Source organism: Roseateles sp. SL47, assembly GCF_026625885.1.
In the GTDB taxonomy this organism is placed as follows: Bacteria; Pseudomonadota; Gammaproteobacteria; order Burkholderiales; family Burkholderiaceae_C; genus Roseateles.
Map to the genome: position 1 here is coordinate 3461958 of NZ_CP113068.1, position 20621 is coordinate 3482578.

A 20621-nucleotide genomic window follows, 5' to 3' on the forward strand; every position below is an offset into this window, starting at 1 on the left:
ACCATATTGAATTAACAACAGCATAGAGGGAGCTTGTGATGCCTTGCACCTCATGGGCCCTCCTTGGACCGATCACGACGCGCGACCCGTGCTGCACGGCGACAACGCCTTCGTGGAATCGTTGTTCCGCACGGCCAAGTATCGGCCGGAGTTCCCGGAAAAGGGCTTTGCAGGGCTCGGCGGCGTACGCGAATTGGCGCGCAAGTTCGTGCATGGGTACAACCGCGATCACCGCCATAGTGGCATTCGCTACGTGAGTCCGGCGCAGCGGCACGACGGCGTCGATGTTGCAATCCTGGCAGCCCGGTACGATGTGTATGGCAAGGCCCGGCAGCGCAGCCCGGGGCGCAGGTCAGGCGATGCGCGGGACTGGTCGCACGTCACCGTCGTCACGCTCAACCCGGAGCGCGAGTCGCTCGTCACTGCGGCCTCGCGTTCCATGAATACTCGGACGTTGGCCGCATGAGCGACGCGACCACTAGCTTGACGCGCGCCGCCGGTCCGCGGGCAGCTGGCTGCCCGCCCTGGTAGCAGCGCCGCAGGCCGGTATGCGTGCTCTGGGCCTTCGGACGGGCTCCTGGCTACCCACCCCTTGCCCAGGTGTTGTCGTGTCGCTGTTACGCATGTCGGCCTCCGACTCTCTGAGCTCCACGGGGCTGATTCGGACTCGGGTGCCGGGCATCTCGCTTTGCCCCGCCTACAGCTTGGACTCCGTGGACTCGATGACTTGCGTGCTTCGTCCAACAGGCCCGCGAAGGTGAGCGCTTCGAGTGCCGCCTTTGCGTAGTTGTCCACGCATCCTCTGTGGTCATGGTTTAGGCAGCTTCTTCGGGCGCCGACAGACGAGCTCAAACTCGCCCGCCCCTCCACTTCCCACCGCCAGGAACGACCCGCGATCAATCGGCGTTCTTCCTGCCGCCCACGACCGAACACCCCGGAGCTAGACGGCAGGCGCTGGTCAGCACTGACCGAGGGTGGTGGCTTTCATCGACCATGGCGCTGGTATTGCTCGCTCGCTTAAGGCAGCTCTGCAGCGACCTAGGTCAGTCGGCGCCGCACTTCATATGACCGGTCCCGGACGCGCTCCCGCCATCAGGGCGCCGGCCGAGTCAGGCTCCGAACGACCGCTTCGATGGTCGGACCGGCCATTCGATGATGCGCTCCCGCGCTGAAGAAGTCTCCGGGGCTGGTTCGATGTCTCACGAACGTCTCATATCGACTTCTCGCCGCCTTCGCACTTAGCAATACGGGCTGTCGTAGCGCCGACGTTCAACGTTTGCTCAGCAGGCGCGGGTCGGACGCAGCGCAAGGTTGAACTGCATGGCGCTGACGTGCTGGGTTGTCACCCTCACTTGATCCGGACCACGACCTTGCCCTTGGCGCGTCCGAGGGCCAGATAGTCCAGCGCCTCCTTGGCCTGGTCGAAAGGGAACACCTTGTCGATCACGGGCCGGATGCGTTCCGCCTTGAGCAGTTCGCCAATCTCGCCCAGCTGCTGACCATCGGGGCGGACGAACAGGAAGGAGTAGTTGACCCCCTTCTTTTTCGCCAGCTTCATCATCTTCCGGCTCATCAGGCCGAACACGAACTTCAGGAAGAAGTTGAGCTTCCTTGCCTCTGCGAAGGCGGCGTCCAGCGGTCCCGTGAGCGAGACGATCCGACTGCCCGGCTTCAGGATGCCCAGCGATTTCTCGATGGTGTCGCCCTGGACCGACCCCAACACGCCGTCGTAGTCATGCAGGACCTTCTCGAACGCCTGCTTCTTGTAGTCGACGATCTCGTCTGCACCCAGGCCGCGCACGAGCTCGATGCTTCCCGTGCTGACCGTCGTGCCGACCTTGGCACCCATCTGGTGCGCCAGTTGGATGGCAAACGTGCCAATGCCACCCGAGCCTGCCGGAATGAACACCTTCTGGCCGCGGCGCAGGTTCATCCGTTCCTTCAGCGCCTGCCACGAGGTGAGGCTGACCATGGGAATCGAAGCGGCCTGCACGAAGTCCAGGTTGGCCGGCTTCAGCGCAGCGAGGCTCTCTGGCACGGCCGCGAACTCTGCCAACGAGCCCCTGCCCATGTCGAAGATGCTCGCGAAGACCTCGTCACCCGGCTTGAAGCGTGTCACCCTGCTGCCCACCTCGACCACCACACCGGCCAGGTCGCTGCCCAGCACCGCAGGCAGCTTGAAGCTCATGACGGGCTTGAAGGTTCCCGCCGGGACGATGTTGTCGATGGGGTTCAGGCCTGCCGCGTAGACCTGCACCAGCAGTTCGTCGGGCTGGAGCGTGGGGCGGTCGATGTTGGAGAAGCCGATGTCGGGCGACTTGCCGTAGCGCTTGAAGGTGAGTGCTTTCATGGGTGTTTCCGTGTTCTGGCGGGTTGAAGGTTGTTGGTGGTCCAGCGCTGCCAAGTTCGACGCTGGAAGGGGGTGATGGTGTGAAGTGAGGTCTCAGCACTCGGGAATGACCCGGCGCCTCGGCCGGTTTCAGTCCGATGGCTCCGGCGAACTGAGGGCGTGCTCCAGCTGGAGGTGGGCGCGGGTCGCCTGCAGCACCGACTCCGACAGCGCAGGCTCGTCAATCGCACGGGCCAGCACGACGGCACCCACCAGCGTGGCCATGGTGGTCAGCGCCCGCTGATGCGCCTCCGGTTGGCCCAAGTCGTCAGCCTGGCGCGCGACGAGGTCGATCATTTCCTTGATGCGCCTCGTGGCTGCACGGCGTACGACAGGCGCCTGCCGGCGCATCTCCGACCCCAGCGCTGCAATGGGGCAGCCCGCGTCCGGCTCCTCGACATGGGACGGCGCCAGATACGCTGAAAGCAATGCCCGCAGCGCACCGCCTGGAGATTCCGCAGCGGCGATGCGCGAGAAGATGGCCACAGACTCAGCACCCGCGCGGTCGGTCAGTTCGACCAGCATGGCCTCTCTCGAATCAAAGTGCGCATAGAAGCCGCCGTGCGTGAGGCTCGCCTCTTTCATCACACGCGCGATGCTGACGGCGTCGTAGCCTTCGCGCCGAATCGCGCGTGCGCCAGCGTCCATGATGCGTTCATGAGAGGCCTGCTTGGCGCGTGACTTGGAAGTCTTCATGTCCATAGGTACTGCCAAACGTGATGTAGCCGCTCAGGGTCGCGCGCGCAAGCGCTTGGTGCGGAAGGTGCCCCAGCCATTGGCGACGACAGACTTCAGGAACGCAGCCAAGCCACTCTCGTGGGGCCGCGGCGCCCGGCCGTTGCCGATGCGCCGGAGTTGCCGCGTGTACCAGACGATTTCCATGAGCCCCATGCGGTCGATGGCATTGAGCCCGGAGCTGATAGGACGCACTTGCTGCGCGCTGTCGCGCCCCTGCAGCAGGGACGCGGGCGCATCGGGGTCAATGGCCAGCAAGCGTGCCAGGCCGACGACATCCAGTGCGCCGCTGCGCAGCGCCGCATTCATGCCAGCGGCCGTGCGAAAGCCACCGGTGACCATGAGGGGCACCTGGGTCGCGCCGCGCGCCCTCTCCGCGAAGCCCAGGAAGTAGGCTTCACGCGCCGCCGTGGACGCCTTCTTGGTCTCCTGCATGATCCCGCTCATCGCCGGGGCCTCGTAGGTGCCACCGGAGACCTCGATCAAGTCGATACCAGCGTCGGCCAGGACGCGGATGGTGTCGAGCGACTCCTCTTCGGTGAAGCCGCCTCGCTGGAAATCGGCCGAATTCAGTTTGACGCCAACCGGGAAGTCCACGCCAACCTGACGGCGTATAGCCGCGTAGACCGCCAGCACGAAGCGACGGCGCCTCTCAGGCGTTCCGCCCCACTCGTCGCTGCGGCGGTTGTGGTGTGGCGACAGAAACTGGTTGATCAGGTACCCGTGGGCCGCGTGGATTTGTACACCACTGAAGCCCGCCTGCTTGCAAATGGCGGCAGCGCGGCCAAAGCGCTCGATGATGTCCTGAATCTCGGCCGTCGTGGCTTCGCGAGGCGTCTCAAAGAATGCCGCCATGTCCTCGCGGAACGGCACGGCGGACGGGGCAAGGTTGACCGCATTCAAGCCTTTGGGTGACTGCTTGCCCGGATGGTTCAGCTGCGCCCACAGCGCAGAACCTCGCGCAGTTGCCGCCTGTGCCCAACGCTTAAGGACGGGCAGGTCAGACTCGTCTTCGATGACGACATTGCCAGGCTCTCCCAGCGCTCGCCGGTCGACCATCACGTTACCCGTGATGATCAGACCCAGGCCGGTCGAGCCCCAACGGCGGTACAGCGCCACGAGCGCTTCGGTCGGGCGGTTGCCGTAGGTCGCCAGTGCTTCGCTCATGGCGGCCTTGGCCAGCCGGTTGCGAAGCACGCTGCCATTGGGCAAGCGCACGGACTGGTTCAGCAGGTTCGCGTCCATCGGGCACCTCAGAATGCCGTGCGGTTGTAGGGCGAGATGACCTTAGGGGGCTGCAGCAGCGCGCTCAAGCCCTGGAACCACATTACCTCCTGGAAGTCGCCGCTGATGGTCAGGTCCTTGCTGCCCAGGGCGTTCAGGAAGGCGGTTTGCCCGTCTTTGGCCGACAGCACATCAAAGCCTTTGGCGGGGCTGCTGAAGCTGAAGGTGAAGGCTGGGTTCGCTATCAGCCCGGCAGACGAGCGAATGCGACCGCCGTCCAGCACGTAGGTCCGGCCCGCGCCTGATGCAGTCCGGATTTGAAAGACCAGGTGCTTGTAGGCGACGTAGCGCGCCACGTCGGCGTTGCTGCGAATCTTGCGATTGAGAATCTGGGCGAAGGCCCAGAGCAGGAACTTGAACTTCAGCATGGGGAATCCTCGGGGGGACAGGGTGGGCAAGCCAGCAGGTGGTACGTGCTACTCGCTGAGGAACTGGATGGCGTGGCCCAAGAACCGCTGCGGGTACTGGAACTGCGCACCGTGACCGGCGTCGGGGTAGATGAACAACTGGGCGTTCGGCAGGTTGCGCGCCATGTAAAAAGAGTTCACCGTCGCCACCATCACGTCGTGCACGCCGTTGAGGATGAACGTGGGCTGCGTGATGCTCCGTAGGTAGGCGAAGGGATCGTCCTCCTGCAGCCGCGGCAGGTAGTGCATATTGGCTTCGATCTGCGCTCTTGCGACCTCGGGCGACGAGGGCGGGTCCTGCTCCACGCGCTGGTGCCGGCGCTCCCAGAACTCCTGCGCTGCTTGTTGCGCCTGCGGCGAGCGTCCGAAGAACAGGTACTTAAAGTCTTCAAGGCTTGGGACCGGATTGACAGCTGTTTCCAGCACCGGGTGTTCCATCTCGGGGTCGCCCCCGCGCGGACCTGTACCCAGGAGCATCAGCTTGCGCACGAGCGCCGGATGACGCCAAGTCAAGTCCAGCGCCTGGAAGCCCCCGAGAGAGAAGCCGAGCACGTCGATCTGCGACAAGCCCAAGGCCCGCGCGAAGGCGGCTGCATCGTCGGCCATATCCTCAATCCGGGTGCGCGGCACTCCCGTCGAAGACGCGACGCCGCGACCGTTGAAGAGAATCACCTCCCGGGCCGCAGCCAGGCCGTCGGTCATGATCGGGTCCCAATGGTCCATGCCTCCCCGGAAGTGCTGCAGCATTAGCAGCGGCGGCTGTCCCGTGTTGGCGTTGCCCCAGCGCCGATAGGCGAACTTGGCGCCGTCCATGTGAAGGAAACGTGTGGGGGTGGTGAGATGGGTATCGCTCATGAATGCCTCCAAACTCAGCGGGACAGGAAGGACAGCGCCCTGCGCACGAAGTCCTCGTGGTACTGAAAGATGCCGCCGTGGCCGGCATCCGCATAGATCACCAACTGCGCGTTCGGCAAGCGCTTGGCGAGGTCGTAGGAGTTGGGCGTGGGCACCATCCGGTCGTCGTCACCATTGGCCACGAGAACCGGCTGCTTGATGGCGGAGAGGTCCGCAGGGCGCTTTTCGCCCCAGGCCTTCAGTGCCTGCAGCTGGGACACGTAAGCCCACACGGCGATCTCGGCATCACGGTTCTCGCCCCGCTCTTGCAGTCGCTTCAGGAAGGCCTGGCCGGCGGCGATGCCACCCGGCGTCCTCGTGAAGAACAGGTACTGTTTGGGGTCTTGACCGGCGAACGTCGCGCGGATCAAGTCGTAGTTCGCGACCCCGGCGACCGTGCTAATGCCCTCGCCGCCAGCGGGGCCGGTGCCAGCGAGGATCATGCGGCGAACCAGTGCGGGCTCCTTCAGCGCCATCTCCTGGGCAATCATCCCGCCCATCGAGAAGCCGAACAGGTCGACCTGCTTGAAGCCCTTTGCCTTGATGAAGGCGGCGGCATCATCGGCCATCTGCTCGATGGTGTTGGCCGGCCTGCCCGTGGACGCGCCGACGCCGCGGTTGTCGAATGCGATCACATGGTGCTTCGCAGCCAGGCCGTCGACGATGCGTGGGTCCCAGTTGTCGAGCACGGCGGCCAGGTGGGCCAGCAGGATCACGGGCGTGCCGCCGTTGTGCTGCCCGAGCTCGCGGTAGGCATAGCTCACGGGGCCGACAGCCAGGCTTTGCGTCGCAACGCTCTTCCATGTCGGGCCCGTCACCTGACCGCCGGAAGCGACCGTTGGACCGGTCGGGTTCGCGACGTCGGCAAGCGCGGGCGACGTCACGAGGACGCACGACAACGCCAAGGCAGAAAGGGCTGATTTTGGGAATCGTATGGACATGATGGATAAAAGTTCGTGGTGAAAGGGGCTCAGAGCGGATGGCGGCGGCGATCCTGGGTGCCGCTGAGGACAGGGCGGTATCGGTCGGCTGTTGGGTGGGTCCGCGTCGCAGGCGTGGTGGTTGCAGGCAGGAAACTGCCTCCGGGGTGTACGCCTTCGCAGGCTGGGTTCCACATGCCGTGCCGAGCCTCTCTGCGATAGGCGATACCCAGGCTGCCGACGATGAAGCTGTATTGAAGGTGGCTGTCGCCAGAGAGCGACGGCATGGTGAACACGCGGATTCGGTCGGGCCCGACTTCTGCTGCGATGGCGGCGACGACATCGACCAAGAGGCGTGCGCGCAGTGACCAGGAGGAATCACATGCCGCTTCAGATGGGAGCTCGGCAGCTTTGATGTACTGCGCCAACGTCAAGCCTCCGCAGACGTAGAGCTCGACGCCGTCAAACCCTGCATCGACAGCCTGAGCGGCGGCATGGCGGACTTCGTCGCCGAGGCTTTTTGCAGCAGCGGCGGGACACAGGCTGGCATGTGAGCCGACATGCCAAAACTGCACAAACATGCGGTCCCCCCTGCTGCGCAGTGAACCGTTGAACTTGCGCCAGCGTGCGATTTGTTCGGTCGTGTACAGCTCACGCCGCTGGTCATGCCTAGCCAGCACACCCAGCACGGCGTGACAGGTTTTGTGAGCGCTGCGGCTGGAAGGCGGCCACTTGAGCGCGACACCCGCTAACGGCTGCACTTCAAATGCAGGCGCATCGTGGGTCGAGGTCTCAAGCATGGGTCACCACAGGTCGGTCAGCAATGCTTGTATGATGACGATCATCATCTTAAAAGTCAATGCATTAGATGATGATTGCAATCAATAATTGCCAAATGCGTCACTCTCGGTGCAGCCCACGAATGAGCGCGCGGGCGCTGGCAGCGAAGCGTTGGCCTCCGGGCGGCGGCCCTGACCCGGTGCATGTTGATCTGACGGGTCATGCAGCCTCGCCCCGGCTGCAATTAGGTCTACACCGCACATCCCAGGGCGAGGTCTGGCAGAGTGGCGGACCAGCCACCATGCACGGAAACTGGCGGCTGTCGCGCTACTGCGCGAGACCGAACTGCTTGTGCAGCACCTTGTCGAACAGGGAGCGAGGCAAAAAGCGCCGTGCGAAGGCGCCTTGCCGCGCGGACTTGCCCGACGGATAGCGAAGCAATGGCTGGTCCTTGAGCGCCGCCACGACGATGGTCTCGCCGACGCTTTCCGGCGTGTCCGCCACGGCCATGACGCGGTCGTAGGCGGCCGAGTAGCCCGCGCGCAGCGCGTCATAGGCACTCAGCGGCTGGTCCGCGGCAGCCGTGCTGGACTCGAAGGAGGTCTTCGTTGCACCGGGTTCGATCACCGCCACGCGAATGCCGAAGCCACGGACCTCGTGGTCCAGTGATTCCGAGTACCCCTCCAGCGCATGCTTGGTGGCCGAGTAGTAGGCGCTGAATGGCGAAGGGATAAAGCCCAGGCCTGACCCGATGTTGAGGATACGACCTGTTCGCTGCCGACGCATCAGCGGCAACACAGCATTGGTCACGCGTACCACGCCGTGAAAGTTGGTGTCGAAGAGCGCCTTGACCTGGTCGATGGAGCTTTCTTCGGCCGCGCCCGTGATGCCGATGCCCGCGTTGTTCACCAGCAGGTCAATTCGCCCCTCGAGCCGCACAAGTTCCGCGACAGCAGCCTGCACGGAGGCATCGTCGGTCACGTCAAGCGCCAGCAAGGGGTAGGTGCTGCTGGCGCTGCTCCCGCCGCGCCGGCTCGTGCCATAGACGGTAAAGCCGGCGGCGATCAACTGCTTTGCGGCAGCGGCGCCGATGCCTGACGAGGCGCCTGTGACGAGTGCCACGCGTTTTTGCTTGTTCGGGTTGTTCATCGGATGCCTGGAGACGGTGAGAGATGGGGACGGCGAATCGGGGCGACGCGACTCACGGTGCGGTTTGATAGCGCTCAGCCACATGCGCCTGCTGAACGCCCGACAGTAGCTGCAGCCGCGCCATCTCGAGCGCGCGCCAGCGCTCGATGTCGTGCACCGAAGGCAGGGTCACGGTCTCGCGCCGGTCGAAGCCGATCAGGGCCGCATCGACGAGTTCACCGACTTCCATCAGGTCGCTCATGGCGCTGGTGTCGATACCGGCGCGCTCCCAGATTTCCGTCAACGTGCCCGCCGGCAACACCGCTTGCACGTAAACCCCTTTGGGTGCCAATTCCACGCTCAGCCCTTGGGACAGGAACTGCACGAAGGCCTTGGTGGCGCCGTAGATGGACATGCCGAACTCGGGGGCCAGCCCCACCACTGAGCCGATGTTGACGATGGCGCCGCCGCCGGCCTCGGCGAAGCGAGGCGCCACCGCCGCAGCCAGTCGCGTCAGCGACGTGGTGTTCAGCGCGATGAGGCGTTCGATGCTGTTGGCCGACTGCTGCAGGATGCCGCCGGACTGAGCCGCTCCTGCGTTGTTTACCAGCACGCCGATGCGGTTGTCGTCACGTAGCCGGTCCTCGACCACCGCCAGATCGGACGGGTTCGTCAAGTCGGCCTGCAAGACCTCAACTTCAACGCCGCTCTCCGTGCGCAAGCGCTCCGCGAGCGACTCCAGGCGCACCTTGTCCCGCGCCACGATGACGAGGTTGTGGCCGCGCCGCGCAAAGCGTTCTGCGTAAGCGGCACCAATGCCGGTGGATGCGCCGGTGATGAGGACTGAGTGACCGATGGACATGACGTGACCTTCTAAGAAGCTGGTCAGCCATTACGATTACGATCGTAATCTTTGGTCAATACTTTGATTATGAACGACATCAATCTACAATGGGCAGCTGTACAGCAACCCAAGCCCCCTCGAGCCATCATGAAAGTCACCAAGGCACAGGCCCAGGCGAACCGAGCCCACGTTGTCGAGACAGCCTCACAGCTTTTTCGTGAGCGCGGTTACGACGGCGTCGGCGTGGCCGACCTGATGGCAGCTGCTGGGTTCACGCACGGCGGCTTCTACAAGCAGTTCGGCTCCAAGACGGACCTGATCGCGGAAGCAACCGCTTGCGGAATCGGCCAAACCATGGCCTTGGCCAGCAGCGCCGACCCTGCCGAGTTCGTCAGCCAGTACGTCTCAAGAGCGCATCGGGATCACCGTGGCCAGGGCTGCACGATGGCCGCCCTGGGGGGCGATGCCGCGCGGCAACCAGATTCGGTCAGGACCGCCTTCGTCGAAGGCATTGAAGGTCTGGCGACCGGGTTAAGCCAGCACAGTAGCTTCGCCGGCCTCAATCCGGAGCAAGCGCGCGCCAAGGTTCTCGAGATGATGACGCATGCCGTCGGCGCCATCGTCATGTCTCGAGCCTGCCCGGACGATTCGCCCTTGGCTGACGAAATACTGGCCGTCTGCCGGAACGCCATCCTGGGGACTGTCCCTGCGGCTGCGCCGTCGGACGCCTCTCGGCGCCGGTGCAAGGCCAGCTGAGGCATCACCCTGCAGTTCGAGGCCGGAACCGTACGGCAGCTGTAAGCAGGCCCCGCGCCCGGCGTGGCCCCTCAACTGGCTGGCGTGAACCGCCGGATGCGCATGACCAGCACGGCGGCCACGAGGCACACAGCCCCCGCCGCAAAAAGCGCTGGGTTGTAGGTGAGCAGCAGTGTGCGGGTCAGCCCCGCACCGTAGGCCGCTGCGGCTGCGCCGAGCTGATGGGCCGCAAACACCCAGCCGAACACCAGCCCGGCTTTCTCCTTGCCGAAGGCCTGGGCCGTCAGCTTGACCGTGGGCGGCACCGTGGCGATCCAGTCCAGGCCGTAGAACATCGCAAACAGCGACAGGCCATAGAGCGTGAAAGTCGAGAAGGGCAGCCAGAACAGCGACAGCCCGCGCAGCGCGTAGTACCAGAACAGCAGCTTGCGGTTGTCATAGCGATCCGACAGGTAGCCCGATAGCGTCGTGCCGACCAGGTCGAACGCACCCATCATGGCGAGCACCGAAGCCGCCGGTACCGCGGACAGACCGTTGTCGCCGCACAGCGAGATGAAGTGCGTCTGGACCAGGCCGTTCGTGCTGAGCCCGCAGATGAAGAAACTCGCGGCGAGGACCCAGAACGTGCGGTGGCGGGCTGCCTCGGCCAGTGTGGTGAACGGCGCCAGGAAGTTGAGCGGCGCTGCGGCGAGCGGCGCATCCTGCGGCGCGTCTGCTGGCTCGCCGACCGGGCGCAGACCGACGTCGCGCGGTTGATTGCGCACGAACAGCAGCGCCAGGACGGCCACGCCGATGCAGGCCGCCATGATCGGCAGCACTGCGTACCGCCAGCCCAGGTGTTCGATGATCCAGGCCGCCGCAGGCAGGAAGAGCAACTGGCCTGTGGCCGTGCTGGCGGCGAACAGCCCGACGACCAGACCGCGATGGGCCGTGAACCAGCGATTCGCCACCATGGCGCCCAGCACCAAGGCGGTGAGGCCCGTGCCGCAGCCCAGCACCAAACCCCACAGCAGGAAGAGTTGCCACAGCTGCGTGACCTGAGTGGCCAGGCCCATGGCCACGGCGATGAAGCTCGCGGCGGCGACCATGATGCGGCTCAGCCCGAAGCGCGCGATGAACAGTGCGGCGAACGGCCCCAGCAGCCCGAACAAGGCGAAGCGCACGGCGAAGACCGAGGCCAGCTGGTCAGTTGCCCAGCCGAATTCACGGCTCAGGGGCTGCAGCATCGCGCCCGGCAGGCCGAGCGCGGCCGAGGTGGTGAGCATCGCCAGGAAGGTGACCGCGGCCACCACCCACCCGTAGTGAACGCCACGCCGGACCAGGGCGGCGGCAACAGGTTGAGCAAGCATGGTTCGGTCAAAAAGATGTAATTACAATTATTGTAGCTACAATTATCTGATGCTCATACCGAAGTTGGACCTTCCCACCGCTGAGCTCCCTGCGCCCAAAGGCTGCAGCAGCCTCAAGCTGCGCCAGTTGTCGCGCCGGGTCAGCCAACTCTTCGATGCCGAGGTCGGCAGTGCCGGCCTCAAGACGACGCAATACTCACTACTCTCGCACGTCGTGCGACTCGGCCCCGTGCGACCGGGCCAGCTGGCCGCAGCGATGGAGATGGATGCGTCGACGCTCACGCGCAACCTCCAGCCCTTGATCGCTCAAGGGTGGGTGCAAGTCGGTGCCGGGGACGACGGCCGCAGCCGCCTGGTTGAGGTGACGCCTGCGGGCCGTGCCAAGCAGGCCCTGGCGCGCAAAGCGTGGCAGCGGGCGCAGCAGGGATTCAACGAGCGCATGGGTGCTGAACGTGTCGCGCGGCTTCACGCGGCAATCGACGAGTGCCTGGGGCTGCTGCACGAGGCCGTCGACACGATCGAATGAGCCAGCTGATGGAGAGTAAGAGAGTAGGCACCGTTTCCTGGGCGCTCAACTCCCAATCCCCAATCGCGCGCGAAATTCAGGGGTCACCTTCCGGTGCAGCGGTCCCCTGCACCGGACAAGGCCAGGTATAGCGGCGTCAGCTCAGGCCACTGGATGACCATGGGGCCGCGAAGAGGGCGTACTCGGCAACGCACTCACGGCGTCCAGGCGCCCCAGTTGCTCGGCCGACAGCGTGATGGTTGCCGCCGCGAGATAGTCGTTCAACTGGCTGATGGAACGCGGACCAATGATGGGCACGGCGCCATGCGTGCTGGCCCAGGCAATCGCCACCTGACCCGGCGTGACGCCGAGTTGCCCCGCGATCTCGATGACCGCGTCCAGCACTTGCGTCCGCTGCGGCGAGTTCTCCGCCTGGAACACGCGCCCGCCGAAGCCTTCGGCCCGCCCTTTCTCGCCCTGCCGGTACTTGCCGGTAAGCATGCCGCCACCCAGCGGCGACCAGGTGACGACGCCTAGTCCCAGCGCCTGGCTGGCGGGCAAGAGGTCCGCTTCAGGTTCGCGGCGCACCAGGCTGTGCTCGAACTGTGCGGCCACCAAAGGCACGGAATGGGTCAACTCGGCCCAGGTAGCAGCCCTCGACAGTCGCCATGCGGGGAAGTTCGAGAGCCCGGCGTAGAGGATTTTCCCCGCACGCGCTAGGTCCTCGAAGCCGCGAAGAATCTCCTCGGTAGGCGTAACACCGTCTGGGTGGTGCACCCAGTACAGGTCAATGCGGTCCGTCTTCAGGCGCCGAAGACTGGCCTCCGCCGAGGCCACCATGGCCTTGCGGCTGTTGCCCTTTATCAGTCGGTTGGCGTTAGGTGTCGCGCCGAGGGTGAACTTGGTCGCTAGCACGAAGTCTTCACGGCGCCCCTCCAGCAGTGTGCCGAGCAAGGCCTCGGACTGGCCGAACTGGTAGGCGTCGGCGCTGTCGATGAAATTGCCTCCCGCCTCGGCGTAGGCATTGAAGATGGCTGTGGCGACATCGGCATCGGCGCCGTGCCCCCAACCCGTGCCGAAGTTGCCGGTGCCGAGGGCGTACTGAGAGACCTGCAGGCCGGTCTTGCCGAAATTCACATAGTTCATGGAGTGCTCCTGGAGACAGAAGGGACGGTTCGCACGCAAAGATGTCGAACCAAATCAAAACGTTGACAGCTTAAATTATGATCATCATCATTGAAAACTCGTCAGCCCATTGCCCTTCCCACTGCATCCGAAGAAAGCGTGACCATGACCTTCAAGGCACTGCTCAGCACCAAAACCGCTGAAACCATCTCAACCGAGCTCGTTGACTTTTCCGTCGACGAGCTGATGCCAGGCGACGTCACCGTCGCCGTCGACTACTCAACGGTGAACTACAAGGATGCGCTGGCGATCAGCGGCCGCGCGCCGGTCATCCGCAAGTTCCCGCTGATTCCTGGCATCGACTTCGCGGGGGTCGTCGAGACTTCCTCGCATCCCGGCTTTGCGCCAGGCGACCGCGTCGTGGCCAATGGTTGGGGCTTGAGCCAGACCCACCATGGTGGCTTCGCTCAGAAGGCACGAGTCAGCGGAGACTGGCTGGTCAAACTGCCTGACGTGTTCACCACGCGCGACGCCATGGCCATTGGCACTGCCGGCTACACCGCCATGTTGGCCGTGATGGCGCTTGAGCACGCGGGGCTGACACCGGACAAGGGTGAGGTGCTGGTCACCGGCGCAAGTGGCGGTTCAGGCGCCATCACCATCGCCCTGCTGTCCAAGCTGGGCTACCGGGTGGTCGCGTCCACCGGGCGGCTGCAAGAGATGAGCTACCTGCGTGAGCTGGGGGCTGCCGACGTAATCGACCGCCACACCTTATCCGAGGCCGGCGCGCCGCTGGGCAAGGAACGCTGGGCTGGCGCCATCGACTCGGTGGGCAGCCACACGCTGGCTAACGTGCTGGCGCAGACGCAGTACCGCGGCGCCGTCGCGGCGTTTGGCCTGGCTCAGGGCACCGATCTTCCTGCGTCGGTGCTGCCCTTCATCCTGCGCAACGTGACCTTGGCAGGCATCGACTCGGTGAACGCACCGCAGGATGCCCGCCTCGCGGCCTGGTCGCGCCTGGCAACTGATCTGGACCTGAGCAAGCTGGCGCGTGCAACGCAGGTCGTGGGCCTGGGCGACGTGCCGGGCCTCGTCGGGCCAGTGCTGCAGGGCCAGGTACGCGGCCGTACCGTCGTGGACGTGAACGCCTGAGTGCGCAGAAGGTTTGCATGTCTCACACTGAATCGACGGTCTCGTACAGCGACGCACCGACGCAGTTCATCTCGGTGGCAGGCGCCAGATTCGCCTACCGCGAGGTGGGCCAACATGGCGCCGTACCCGTCCTGATGCTGAACCACTGGGGCGCCAACCTCGACAACTTCGACCCCCGTGTGGTCGACGGCCTGGCGCGTCGGCATCGGGTGATTGCCGTCAACTACCGGGGTATCGGTGCGTCCTCCGGCACGGCCCCCCTCACCATCGGCGAGATGGCGTGCGACACCATAGCGCTGATCCACGCCATGGGCCTTGCTAGGGTAGACCTGCTCGGATTCTCACTGGGCGGCTTCGTGGCGCAAGACGTCGCCGTCAGGGAACCCGGCCTGGTGCGCAAGCTCGTGCTCACGGGCACCGGACCGGCAGGCGGGGCGGGCATTGACCGTGTTGGGGCGGTATCCTGGCCGCTCATGCTCAAGGGGCTGCTGACGCTTCGCGACCCTAAGTTCTACCTCTTCTTCACGTCCACCTCGAACGGCCACCAGTCGGCACGCGCGTTCCTCCAACGACTCAAGGAGCGCAAGGCAGCGCGGGACGAGGCCCCAACACCGTGCGCCTTCCTGCGACAGCTTCAGGCCATTAAGGCCTGGGGGCAGCAGGCACCGCAGGAGCTGTCACGCTTGCACATGCCTGTCCTCATCGCAAATGGCGACCACGACATCATGGTGCCCACGACCTTGAGCCATGACATGGCTCGCCGCTTCCCGAATTCGCAACTGGTCATCTACGACGACGCCGGTCACGGCGGCGTGTTTCAGTACCACGACGACTTCGTGTCGAAGGCACTGACATTTTTGGCAGCGTAGACACAAGCAGGAGCGACCGCGGGGCTCGATTTCCTGAGCGCCATGTTCTGACGTGCGGCCCTCAAGGCGAAAGACGCACCGGTGTACATAGCCAAGTTTTCGGCATCCCCGGCGGACCGGTCAGGGTCAGTTTGCGACGATCACGTGGTATCGAGAGCGGTCAGCCCGAAAGCCTGTCATCTTCCGCACGCGCCGAACGTCCGGTCCAGGCAGCGGAGCTGTCAGCCAGGCCGCGACAAGTCGAGTGGCCTCCTCTAGCAACAGCAGTCAACTGGGGCCTCTTAGACGAACGCCCGAGACCAGCCTAATCCGGTCATCACCGGCACTGGAGGTCAGCGAGGCCGGAAGTCGCACTAGACTACTTGTGTGCCGTCAACACCATCGGCTCTGATGAACTCCTGGAGCTCGCTGAGCTGGGCGCTGAACGGCTCAAGGTGGTGGCCTGCTCAGGGTTGTACGCACAGCACCTCCGCAAGAGGCGTGGGCCACTGCTGCAGCAGCTCGACACTGCGCTCGGGCCTGCCGACTCCACACGGCATCAATGCGACCCTGACATAGGAGGCTTCATGACCGCCCCACCGCCCCCGGAAGGCCATGCCACCTGGCTTGATTACGTTGTGGCAACAACAGACTACCGTGCTGCGCTCTTGCAGCACATGTTCGACGACGAGTCCCGGTTTACCCCAGCAGACGTTGAGCGTGCGGTGCGCCGTGAGCTCGCTGAGCTGCGCCAGCTCGCCGGACAAAGCAGCCGCACTGATTCGCAGATGTGACAAAGCCCTCCGAAGCGGGCTTTGGTGAGGTAGTCAGCCTTCTACAGTTTGCCGAGCAAGCTCAACCATTCGCGACATACTGTTGAAGTCGTTGCGGTCGCCTACCCGCGGCTCAATTTCGAGCCATTGAGCTTCTGTCAGCCGGAAGCACTCTTTAACTTTGTTGTCGATGCGTGTGATGACAACTACGCCCTCGCGCACCCGGTGAGCTGATGCATGCCACAGCTTCGTGCCTTGCACTTGCCATCCTGCGTAGTTGAAGCGGATTAGCTTGTTCGAATCTGTGCAGCGACGATTCAAGCCTGCCAGCTCTCGAGCTGTGTAGTTGTTCTGCAGGTATTCGGTGAGCGTCCAGCCACCCCATCTTGAACCCCGGGCCGAAGCATAGGAGCCTTGTATGGATGCCTCCCGGCGATAGGCATTAACCCGCATCGTGCTGTGAAGAAGTCGGCTGCTGCCTTGTATCCGGCCTTGATCGTGGTATGCCGAGTTGCCTCGGCTGGCCCACTGGCCCTGATGTAATCCGCTGACAAGGGCCTCATCTCGTGCACGGACTGCAAGGTCCTTGCTCCTATTCAGGCTTTTCTTGTCTCGGTCTGACCTGTTTCACATCACTTTGCTTCGTGCTGCCTGATCGCCTTCAAAGGCTTGCAATACCCTATCTTCGGGTGGGTCGATGTTGTGAGCTATCGCGTTCAGACCGCTTGCGGCCTGACGCTCTTGTAGCCCCGTTGATAGTCCTGCTGCTTGGCCACGACCGCCCAGACGGTGCGGGCCATCTTGGCCGCCTGCGCCACGATCACCACGTTGGCCGGTCGCCTGGCCTTGATCTGCTCCAGCCACGGCTCTGGCGCCTTGGCATGCATAAGCACCGAGCGGGCGCCGTGGATCAGTAGCGTTCGCAAATAGCTGTCGCCCCGCTTGGAGATGCCCAGCAGCTTGACTTTGCCACCCGTGCCACTCTGTTTGGGCACCAGGCCCAGCCAGGCGCAGAACTCCCGCCCCGACTTGAAGGCCTGCGCTTCGCCCATCGTGGCAATCGCCGCCGTGGCCGTGAGCAGGCCCACACCGGGAATCTTGGCCACGCGCTTCATGTCCTCGTCCACGCGCAGCCGCTGCGCGAGCCGCACTTCGATCGCCTTGATGTCCGTGGCCAGTTGCTTGATCCGCTGCACCTGCTCGCGCAGGCTGTCGGCCACGTACTGTGGGATGTCGGTGACTAGTGCCTCCAGGGCCGCTTCGATCTCGCTGAATAGCGCGTTCTTGCCTCGGGCAAAGGTCGAGCCGAACTCGTACAGCAGACCACGCAGCGCATTGGTCTGCATGACCTTCATCTTCTGCAGCAGTTCCCGTTGCCGGTGCAGCACCAGTGTGGCTTGCTGCTCCAGCGTCTTCATGCCCACAAACTTCGTTCCCGGCTGCTGGACCGCCAGCCAGATCGCTCGCGCGTCGGTCGCATCGGTCTTGTTGCCGGCCACGAACGGCCGCACGGCCTTGGCGTGGATCAGCCGCACTTCGTGACCCTGCGCCTTGAACCTGCGCGCCCAGTGGTGCGCGCTGCCACAGGCCTCGATGCCAATCAGGCACGGCGCCTTTTTGACGAAGTACCCCAGCACCTTGGCGCGCTTGAGCTGGACGTTGACGATCTCGCCGCTGTCCATGTCCACGGTGTGCAGCTGGAACACGCTCTTGGCAATGTCCAGACCCACGACCTGCCGGCCGTCGATCATGCCGATAATTTTTCCAGCACCTATGCCTGTCTTACGATTCATCTTGGACTCTCAATGGTGTTTGTGAAGACCTTGGTCTATCACGCCTTGGGCACTTCGATGCCGTATCCATTCGAGGGTCCACCTTGTCCACGCGACAACGGCCTTCCCACGAACAGCAGCGCTGTTCAGCTCTGCGCTCCGGTCTCATTCCCCTTGGGGAGGGAGGCATCCATTACATCTCGTGTCCACCATAACCCTTGGTGGACACGTGACTACTATTCCTAACAATCAGGCCGTTCCACGCCGGCGGCGGCGTGTGCATAGCGACGAATTCAAGGCGCGCGCGGTGGCCAGTTGCATGCAACCCGGCATGTCGGTGGCGGCCGTGGCGATGGCGCACGGCGTCAACGCCAATCTGCTGCGTCGCTGGGTGCGCGAGGCCGAGATGAAGCCGCCGGCGCGCGACCTCGCCCAGGTTGCTGAACAACCGGTGCAGGCGACTCGGCGCGAGACTCTGTTCGTGCCGGTGAACCTGCCGCCGCCCGCCGCTCCCACTGCGCAAGTCGACATCCGCATTGAGCTGCAGCGCGGCGCGGCGGCCGTCACGGTGACGTGGCCGGTCAGTGCGGCGGCTGAGTGCGCGACCTGGATGCGCGAGCTGCTTCGATGATCCGCATTGATGCCATGTGGCTATCGGCCGAGCCCATCGACATGCGTGCAGGCACCGAGCGGCTGCTCGCTCGCGTGGTCCAGGTGTTCGGCGTCGCCCAGGCCCACCACGGCTACCTCTTCGCCAACGCGCGTGGCACGCGCATCAAGTTGCTCGTGCACGACGGCTTCGGCGTGTGGTGCGCCGCCCGACGGCTGAACGTCGGGCGCTTTGTCTGGGCGGCGGGCTCCACGCCATCCCTGGCGCTCACCGCTGCGCAGTTCGACGCGCTGGTGTTGGGCCTGCCGTGGCAGCGACTGCCCGAGCTCAGCAGCATCACTCGGGCCTGAGCGTGGGCGGCTCGTCCCATGAATCGGTTGACAGTGCATGTGCCGATGGGCCTCATGGGCCAGCCCTGGCACGATGCCACGCATGCTTGGTATGCGTGGTCTTCCCTCCGCCGAACCTCAGGGCCTACCGCCCGAGGTCGTCGCGCTGATCGCCCAACTGCGCCAACAGGTGCAGGAGCAGACGCAGCAGCTCGCCCAGCGTGACCAAGCGCTGGCCGAGCGCGACGCGCAGCTGCAGCGCAAGGACCGCGAGATCGCCTTGCGCGAGGCCAAGATCGAGAAGATCAACTTCGAGCTCGCGCGCCTGAAGCGCTGGACGTACGGGTCCAAGTCCGAGGCCATGAACGCCGACCAGCGGCGCCTGTTCGAGGAGACGCTGGCCGAGGACGAGGCCGCGCTGCAGGCTCAGCTGGAGCGGCTGCGCCGCGAAGCCGAGGCAGCCGCAGCGGCCGCCGGCACCAAGCCCAAGGCGGCGCCGCGCAAGCCCCGTCGCAACGCCTTGCCCGAGCACCTGCGCCGCGTGGAGCATCGCCATGAGCCCGACAGCACCGACTGCCAGGAGCCTGGCTGCGGACGCGCCATGAAGCGCATCGGCGAAGACGTCACCGAGCGGCTGGACATCGTGCCGGCGGAGTTCTTCGTGCATCGCCACATCTACGGCAAGTGGGCATGCCGGCACTGCCAGGTGCTCAAGCAGGCGCCCAGCGTGCCGGAGATCGTCGAGGGCGGCATCGCCGCCAGCGGGTTCCTCGCGCACACCGCCATCAGCCGCTTCGTGGACCACCTGCCGTACTACCGGCAGGAGAGCATCAACGCCCGTTCACGCGTGCACACCCCGCGCTCGACCTTGGCGGCCGGCGCGGGCCAGGTCGGCGCAGCGCTGGAACCGTTGTACGAGCTGCACAAGCACTTCGTCCTGGACTGCCCGGTGCTGCATGCGGACGAGACGTCGGTGGCCCTGCTGGACCCCGGAGCGGGCAAGACCCGCAAGGCCTACATGTGGGCCTACGCGCGAAGTTGGCACGACGCGATGCCGGGTGTCGTCTACGAATTCTGCCGAGGCCGCGGGGCGCAGTACCCCGTGGCATTCCTGGGCGGCGACGACAGGCTCGGCTTGCGACGATGGACCGGGACACTGCTCACCGACCGCTACGGTGCCTACGACACCGTGGTCGACCCGCAGCGTTACCCCGGTCGCATCAGCGCTGCCTGCGCGGCGCATGCACGCCGCAACTTCGAAGAACTGACCAAGGTCGGCACCAGTCCCGTCGGGCTGGATGCGCTGCGGCGCTTCGCTCGCATCTACGAAGTCGAGGGTGAACTCAAGGGCCTCGATGACGAACAACGAAGAGCTCAGCGGCAACGACTGGCCAAGCCGCTGTGGGAGGAGCTACATCATTGGCTGAGTCTGGAGCGGCGCCTCGTTGCCGATGGCGGCGCCACGGCCAAGGCGATCGACTACACGCTCGGGCACTGGGTGGCCCTCACACGCCACCTCGAAGATGGCGCGGTGGCCATCGATAACAACCATCTGGAGCGGCAGATCAAGCCCTGGGCCATGGGCCGCAAGGCATGGCAGTTCGTGGGCAGCGAGCTCGCCGGTCAACGTGCCGCCATCATCATGAGCCTGGTGCAGTCCGCCCGGCTGAACGGGCACGACCCGTGGGCCTACCTGCGCGACGTGTTGGAGCGGCTGCCGACGCTGCCCAACACGAGGCTCGAAGAGCTGCTGCCGCATCGGTGGCAAGCCCAACGCGCGACCTTGAACACCACATCGTGAACAACCTTGAAGCCTTGATCGAGGACGGAGGCGAGGTGACGCTGGGCCGCGAGGACGACCACCCCTTCGTCGCTATAGCGACTGACGAGGACGTCGTCGCCATGCTCGTCCGTCGCGAAGGTGAGACGCTGACGGCGTTACTGCGACGGCTTGATCGTGCCGTGGGGAAATACTTCGAAAGCGGTCAAATCATTGACGAGGTCTACGACCTCTGACCAAT

The 20621-nt window shown here is 64.7% G+C and carries 23 protein-coding genes; 10 read left to right on the forward strand and 13 right to left on the reverse strand.

Annotated features, from left to right (window positions below):
* The first annotated feature begins 88 nt into the window (after positions 1-88).
* Positions 89-466 carry an integrase core domain-containing protein gene (locus OU995_RS15260; RefSeq protein WP_267830882.1) on the forward strand — a complete coding sequence of 126 codons (378 nt, stop codon included), beginning with the start codon at positions 89-91 and terminating at the stop codon, positions 464-466.
* An 882-nt stretch (positions 467-1348) separates the two neighbouring features.
* Here OU995_RS15260 and OU995_RS15265 read toward each other — a convergent pair.
* From OU995_RS15265 to OU995_RS15305, 9 genes are all read right to left on the reverse strand, one after another.
* A complete protein-coding gene (locus OU995_RS15265) occupies positions 1349-2350 on the reverse strand; it encodes an NADP-dependent oxidoreductase (protein ID WP_267830883.1) in 1002 nt (333 codons plus the stop codon).
* Between the two features lie 129 nt (positions 2351-2479).
* Positions 2480-3085 (reverse strand): TetR/AcrR family transcriptional regulator, encoded by a 606-nt coding sequence (locus tag OU995_RS15270; RefSeq protein ID WP_267830884.1) that lies wholly within the window; start codon positions 3083-3085, stop codon positions 2480-2482.
* Between the two features lie 33 nt (positions 3086-3118).
* Positions 3119-4369: an NADH:flavin oxidoreductase/NADH oxidase family protein gene (locus OU995_RS15275; protein WP_267830885.1), complete on the reverse strand. Its 1251-nt coding sequence runs from the start codon at positions 4367-4369 to the stop codon at positions 3119-3121.
* 8 nt (positions 4370-4377) lie between these two features.
* Positions 4378-4776 (reverse strand): helicase, encoded by a 399-nt coding sequence (locus tag OU995_RS15280; RefSeq protein WP_267830886.1) that lies wholly within the window; start codon positions 4774-4776, stop codon positions 4378-4380.
* Positions 4777-4824: 48 nt separating this feature from the next.
* Positions 4825-5670 carry an alpha/beta fold hydrolase gene (locus OU995_RS15285; protein WP_267830887.1) on the reverse strand — a complete coding sequence of 282 codons (846 nt, stop codon included), beginning with the start codon at positions 5668-5670 and terminating at the stop codon, positions 4825-4827.
* A 14-nt stretch (positions 5671-5684) separates the two neighbouring features.
* The gene (locus OU995_RS15290; RefSeq protein ID WP_420714732.1) at positions 5685-6593 is read right to left on the reverse strand and encodes an alpha/beta fold hydrolase; all 909 of its coding nucleotides are present in this window, start codon (positions 6591-6593) and stop codon (positions 5685-5687) included.
* 86 nt (positions 6594-6679) lie between these two features.
* Positions 6680-7429, reverse strand: a complete 750-nt coding sequence (locus OU995_RS15295) for a hypothetical protein (protein WP_267830889.1) — start codon at positions 7427-7429, stop codon at positions 6680-6682.
* A gap of 307 nt (positions 7430-7736) precedes the next feature.
* On the reverse strand, positions 7737-8558 hold the full coding sequence (locus OU995_RS15300; RefSeq protein WP_267830890.1) for an oxidoreductase: 822 nt from the start codon (positions 8556-8558) through the stop codon (positions 7737-7739).
* 52 nt (positions 8559-8610) lie between these two features.
* The gene (locus tag OU995_RS15305) at positions 8611-9399 is read right to left on the reverse strand and encodes an SDR family NAD(P)-dependent oxidoreductase (RefSeq protein ID WP_267830891.1); all 789 of its coding nucleotides are present in this window, start codon (positions 9397-9399) and stop codon (positions 8611-8613) included.
* Between the two features lie 129 nt (positions 9400-9528).
* Here OU995_RS15305 and OU995_RS15310 point away from each other — a divergent pair, with 129 nt between their 5' ends.
* The gene (locus OU995_RS15310; RefSeq protein WP_267830892.1) at positions 9529-10137 is read left to right on the forward strand and encodes a TetR/AcrR family transcriptional regulator; all 609 of its coding nucleotides are present in this window, start codon (positions 9529-9531) and stop codon (positions 10135-10137) included.
* Positions 10138-10208: 71 nt separating this feature from the next.
* Here the strand turns inward: OU995_RS15310 and OU995_RS15315 are convergent, their stop codons facing one another.
* Positions 10209-11486 (reverse strand): MFS transporter, encoded by a 1278-nt coding sequence (locus tag OU995_RS15315; RefSeq protein WP_267830893.1) that lies wholly within the window; start codon positions 11484-11486, stop codon positions 10209-10211.
* Between the two features lie 49 nt (positions 11487-11535).
* Here OU995_RS15315 and OU995_RS15320 point away from each other — a divergent pair, with 49 nt between their 5' ends.
* A complete protein-coding gene (locus OU995_RS15320) occupies positions 11536-12012 on the forward strand; it encodes a MarR family winged helix-turn-helix transcriptional regulator (protein WP_420714885.1) in 477 nt (158 codons plus the stop codon).
* A gap of 141 nt (positions 12013-12153) precedes the next feature.
* On the opposite strand, the gene OU995_RS15325 is transcribed toward OU995_RS15320, so the two are convergent.
* Positions 12154-13137, reverse strand: coding sequence for an aldo/keto reductase (locus tag OU995_RS15325; protein ID WP_267830895.1), 984 nt, complete (start codon positions 13135-13137; stop codon positions 12154-12156).
* 144 nt (positions 13138-13281) lie between these two features.
* On the opposite strand from OU995_RS15325, the gene OU995_RS15330 reads away from it, so the two are divergent.
* The 3 genes from OU995_RS15330 (at position 13282) to OU995_RS15340 (ending at position 15910) form a co-directional block, all read left to right on the forward strand.
* Positions 13282-14268: an MDR family oxidoreductase gene (locus OU995_RS15330; RefSeq protein WP_267830896.1), complete on the forward strand. Its 987-nt coding sequence runs from the start codon at positions 13282-13284 to the stop codon at positions 14266-14268.
* 17 nt (positions 14269-14285) lie between these two features.
* Entirely contained in the window at positions 14286-15137 is an 852-nt protein-coding gene (locus OU995_RS15335) for an alpha/beta fold hydrolase (RefSeq protein ID WP_267830897.1), read from the forward strand.
* Positions 15138-15703: 566 nt separating this feature from the next.
* Positions 15704-15910 (forward strand): hypothetical protein, encoded by a 207-nt coding sequence (locus tag OU995_RS15340; protein WP_267830898.1) that lies wholly within the window; start codon positions 15704-15706, stop codon positions 15908-15910.
* A 33-nt stretch (positions 15911-15943) separates the two neighbouring features.
* On the opposite strand, the gene OU995_RS15345 is transcribed toward OU995_RS15340, so the two are convergent.
* Together OU995_RS15345 and OU995_RS15350 are read right to left on the reverse strand one after the other, a co-directional pair.
* Entirely contained in the window at positions 15944-16342 is a 399-nt protein-coding gene (locus OU995_RS15345; protein WP_267830899.1) for a hypothetical protein, read from the reverse strand.
* 263 nt (positions 16343-16605) lie between these two features.
* Positions 16606-17640, reverse strand: coding sequence for an IS110 family transposase (locus OU995_RS15350; protein ID WP_267830900.1), 1035 nt, complete (start codon positions 17638-17640; stop codon positions 16606-16608).
* Between the two features lie 250 nt (positions 17641-17890).
* Here OU995_RS15350 and tnpA point away from each other — a divergent pair, with 250 nt between their 5' ends.
* The 4 genes from tnpA to OU995_RS15370 all read left to right on the forward strand — a co-directional run bounded on the left by tnpA (position 17891) and on the right by OU995_RS15370 (position 20616).
* Positions 17891-18292, forward strand: coding sequence for an IS66-like element accessory protein TnpA (gene tnpA, locus OU995_RS15355; protein ID WP_267830901.1), 402 nt, complete (start codon positions 17891-17893; stop codon positions 18290-18292).
* On the forward strand, positions 18289-18621 hold the full coding sequence (tnpB, locus tag OU995_RS15360) for an IS66 family insertion sequence element accessory protein TnpB (RefSeq protein ID WP_233393939.1): 333 nt from the start codon (positions 18289-18291) through the stop codon (positions 18619-18621). The genes tnpA and tnpB overlap by 4 nt, the downstream gene beginning before the upstream one ends.
* Positions 18622-18703: 82 nt before the next feature.
* Positions 18704-20401, forward strand: a complete 1698-nt coding sequence (tnpC, locus tag OU995_RS15365) for an IS66 family transposase (RefSeq protein WP_267830902.1) — start codon at positions 18704-18706, stop codon at positions 20399-20401.
* A complete protein-coding gene (locus OU995_RS15370) occupies positions 20398-20616 on the forward strand; it encodes a hypothetical protein (RefSeq protein WP_267830903.1) in 219 nt (72 codons plus the stop codon). Before tnpC ends, OU995_RS15370 begins: the two co-directional genes overlap by 4 nt.
* Positions 20617-20621: the final 5 nt, after the last annotated feature.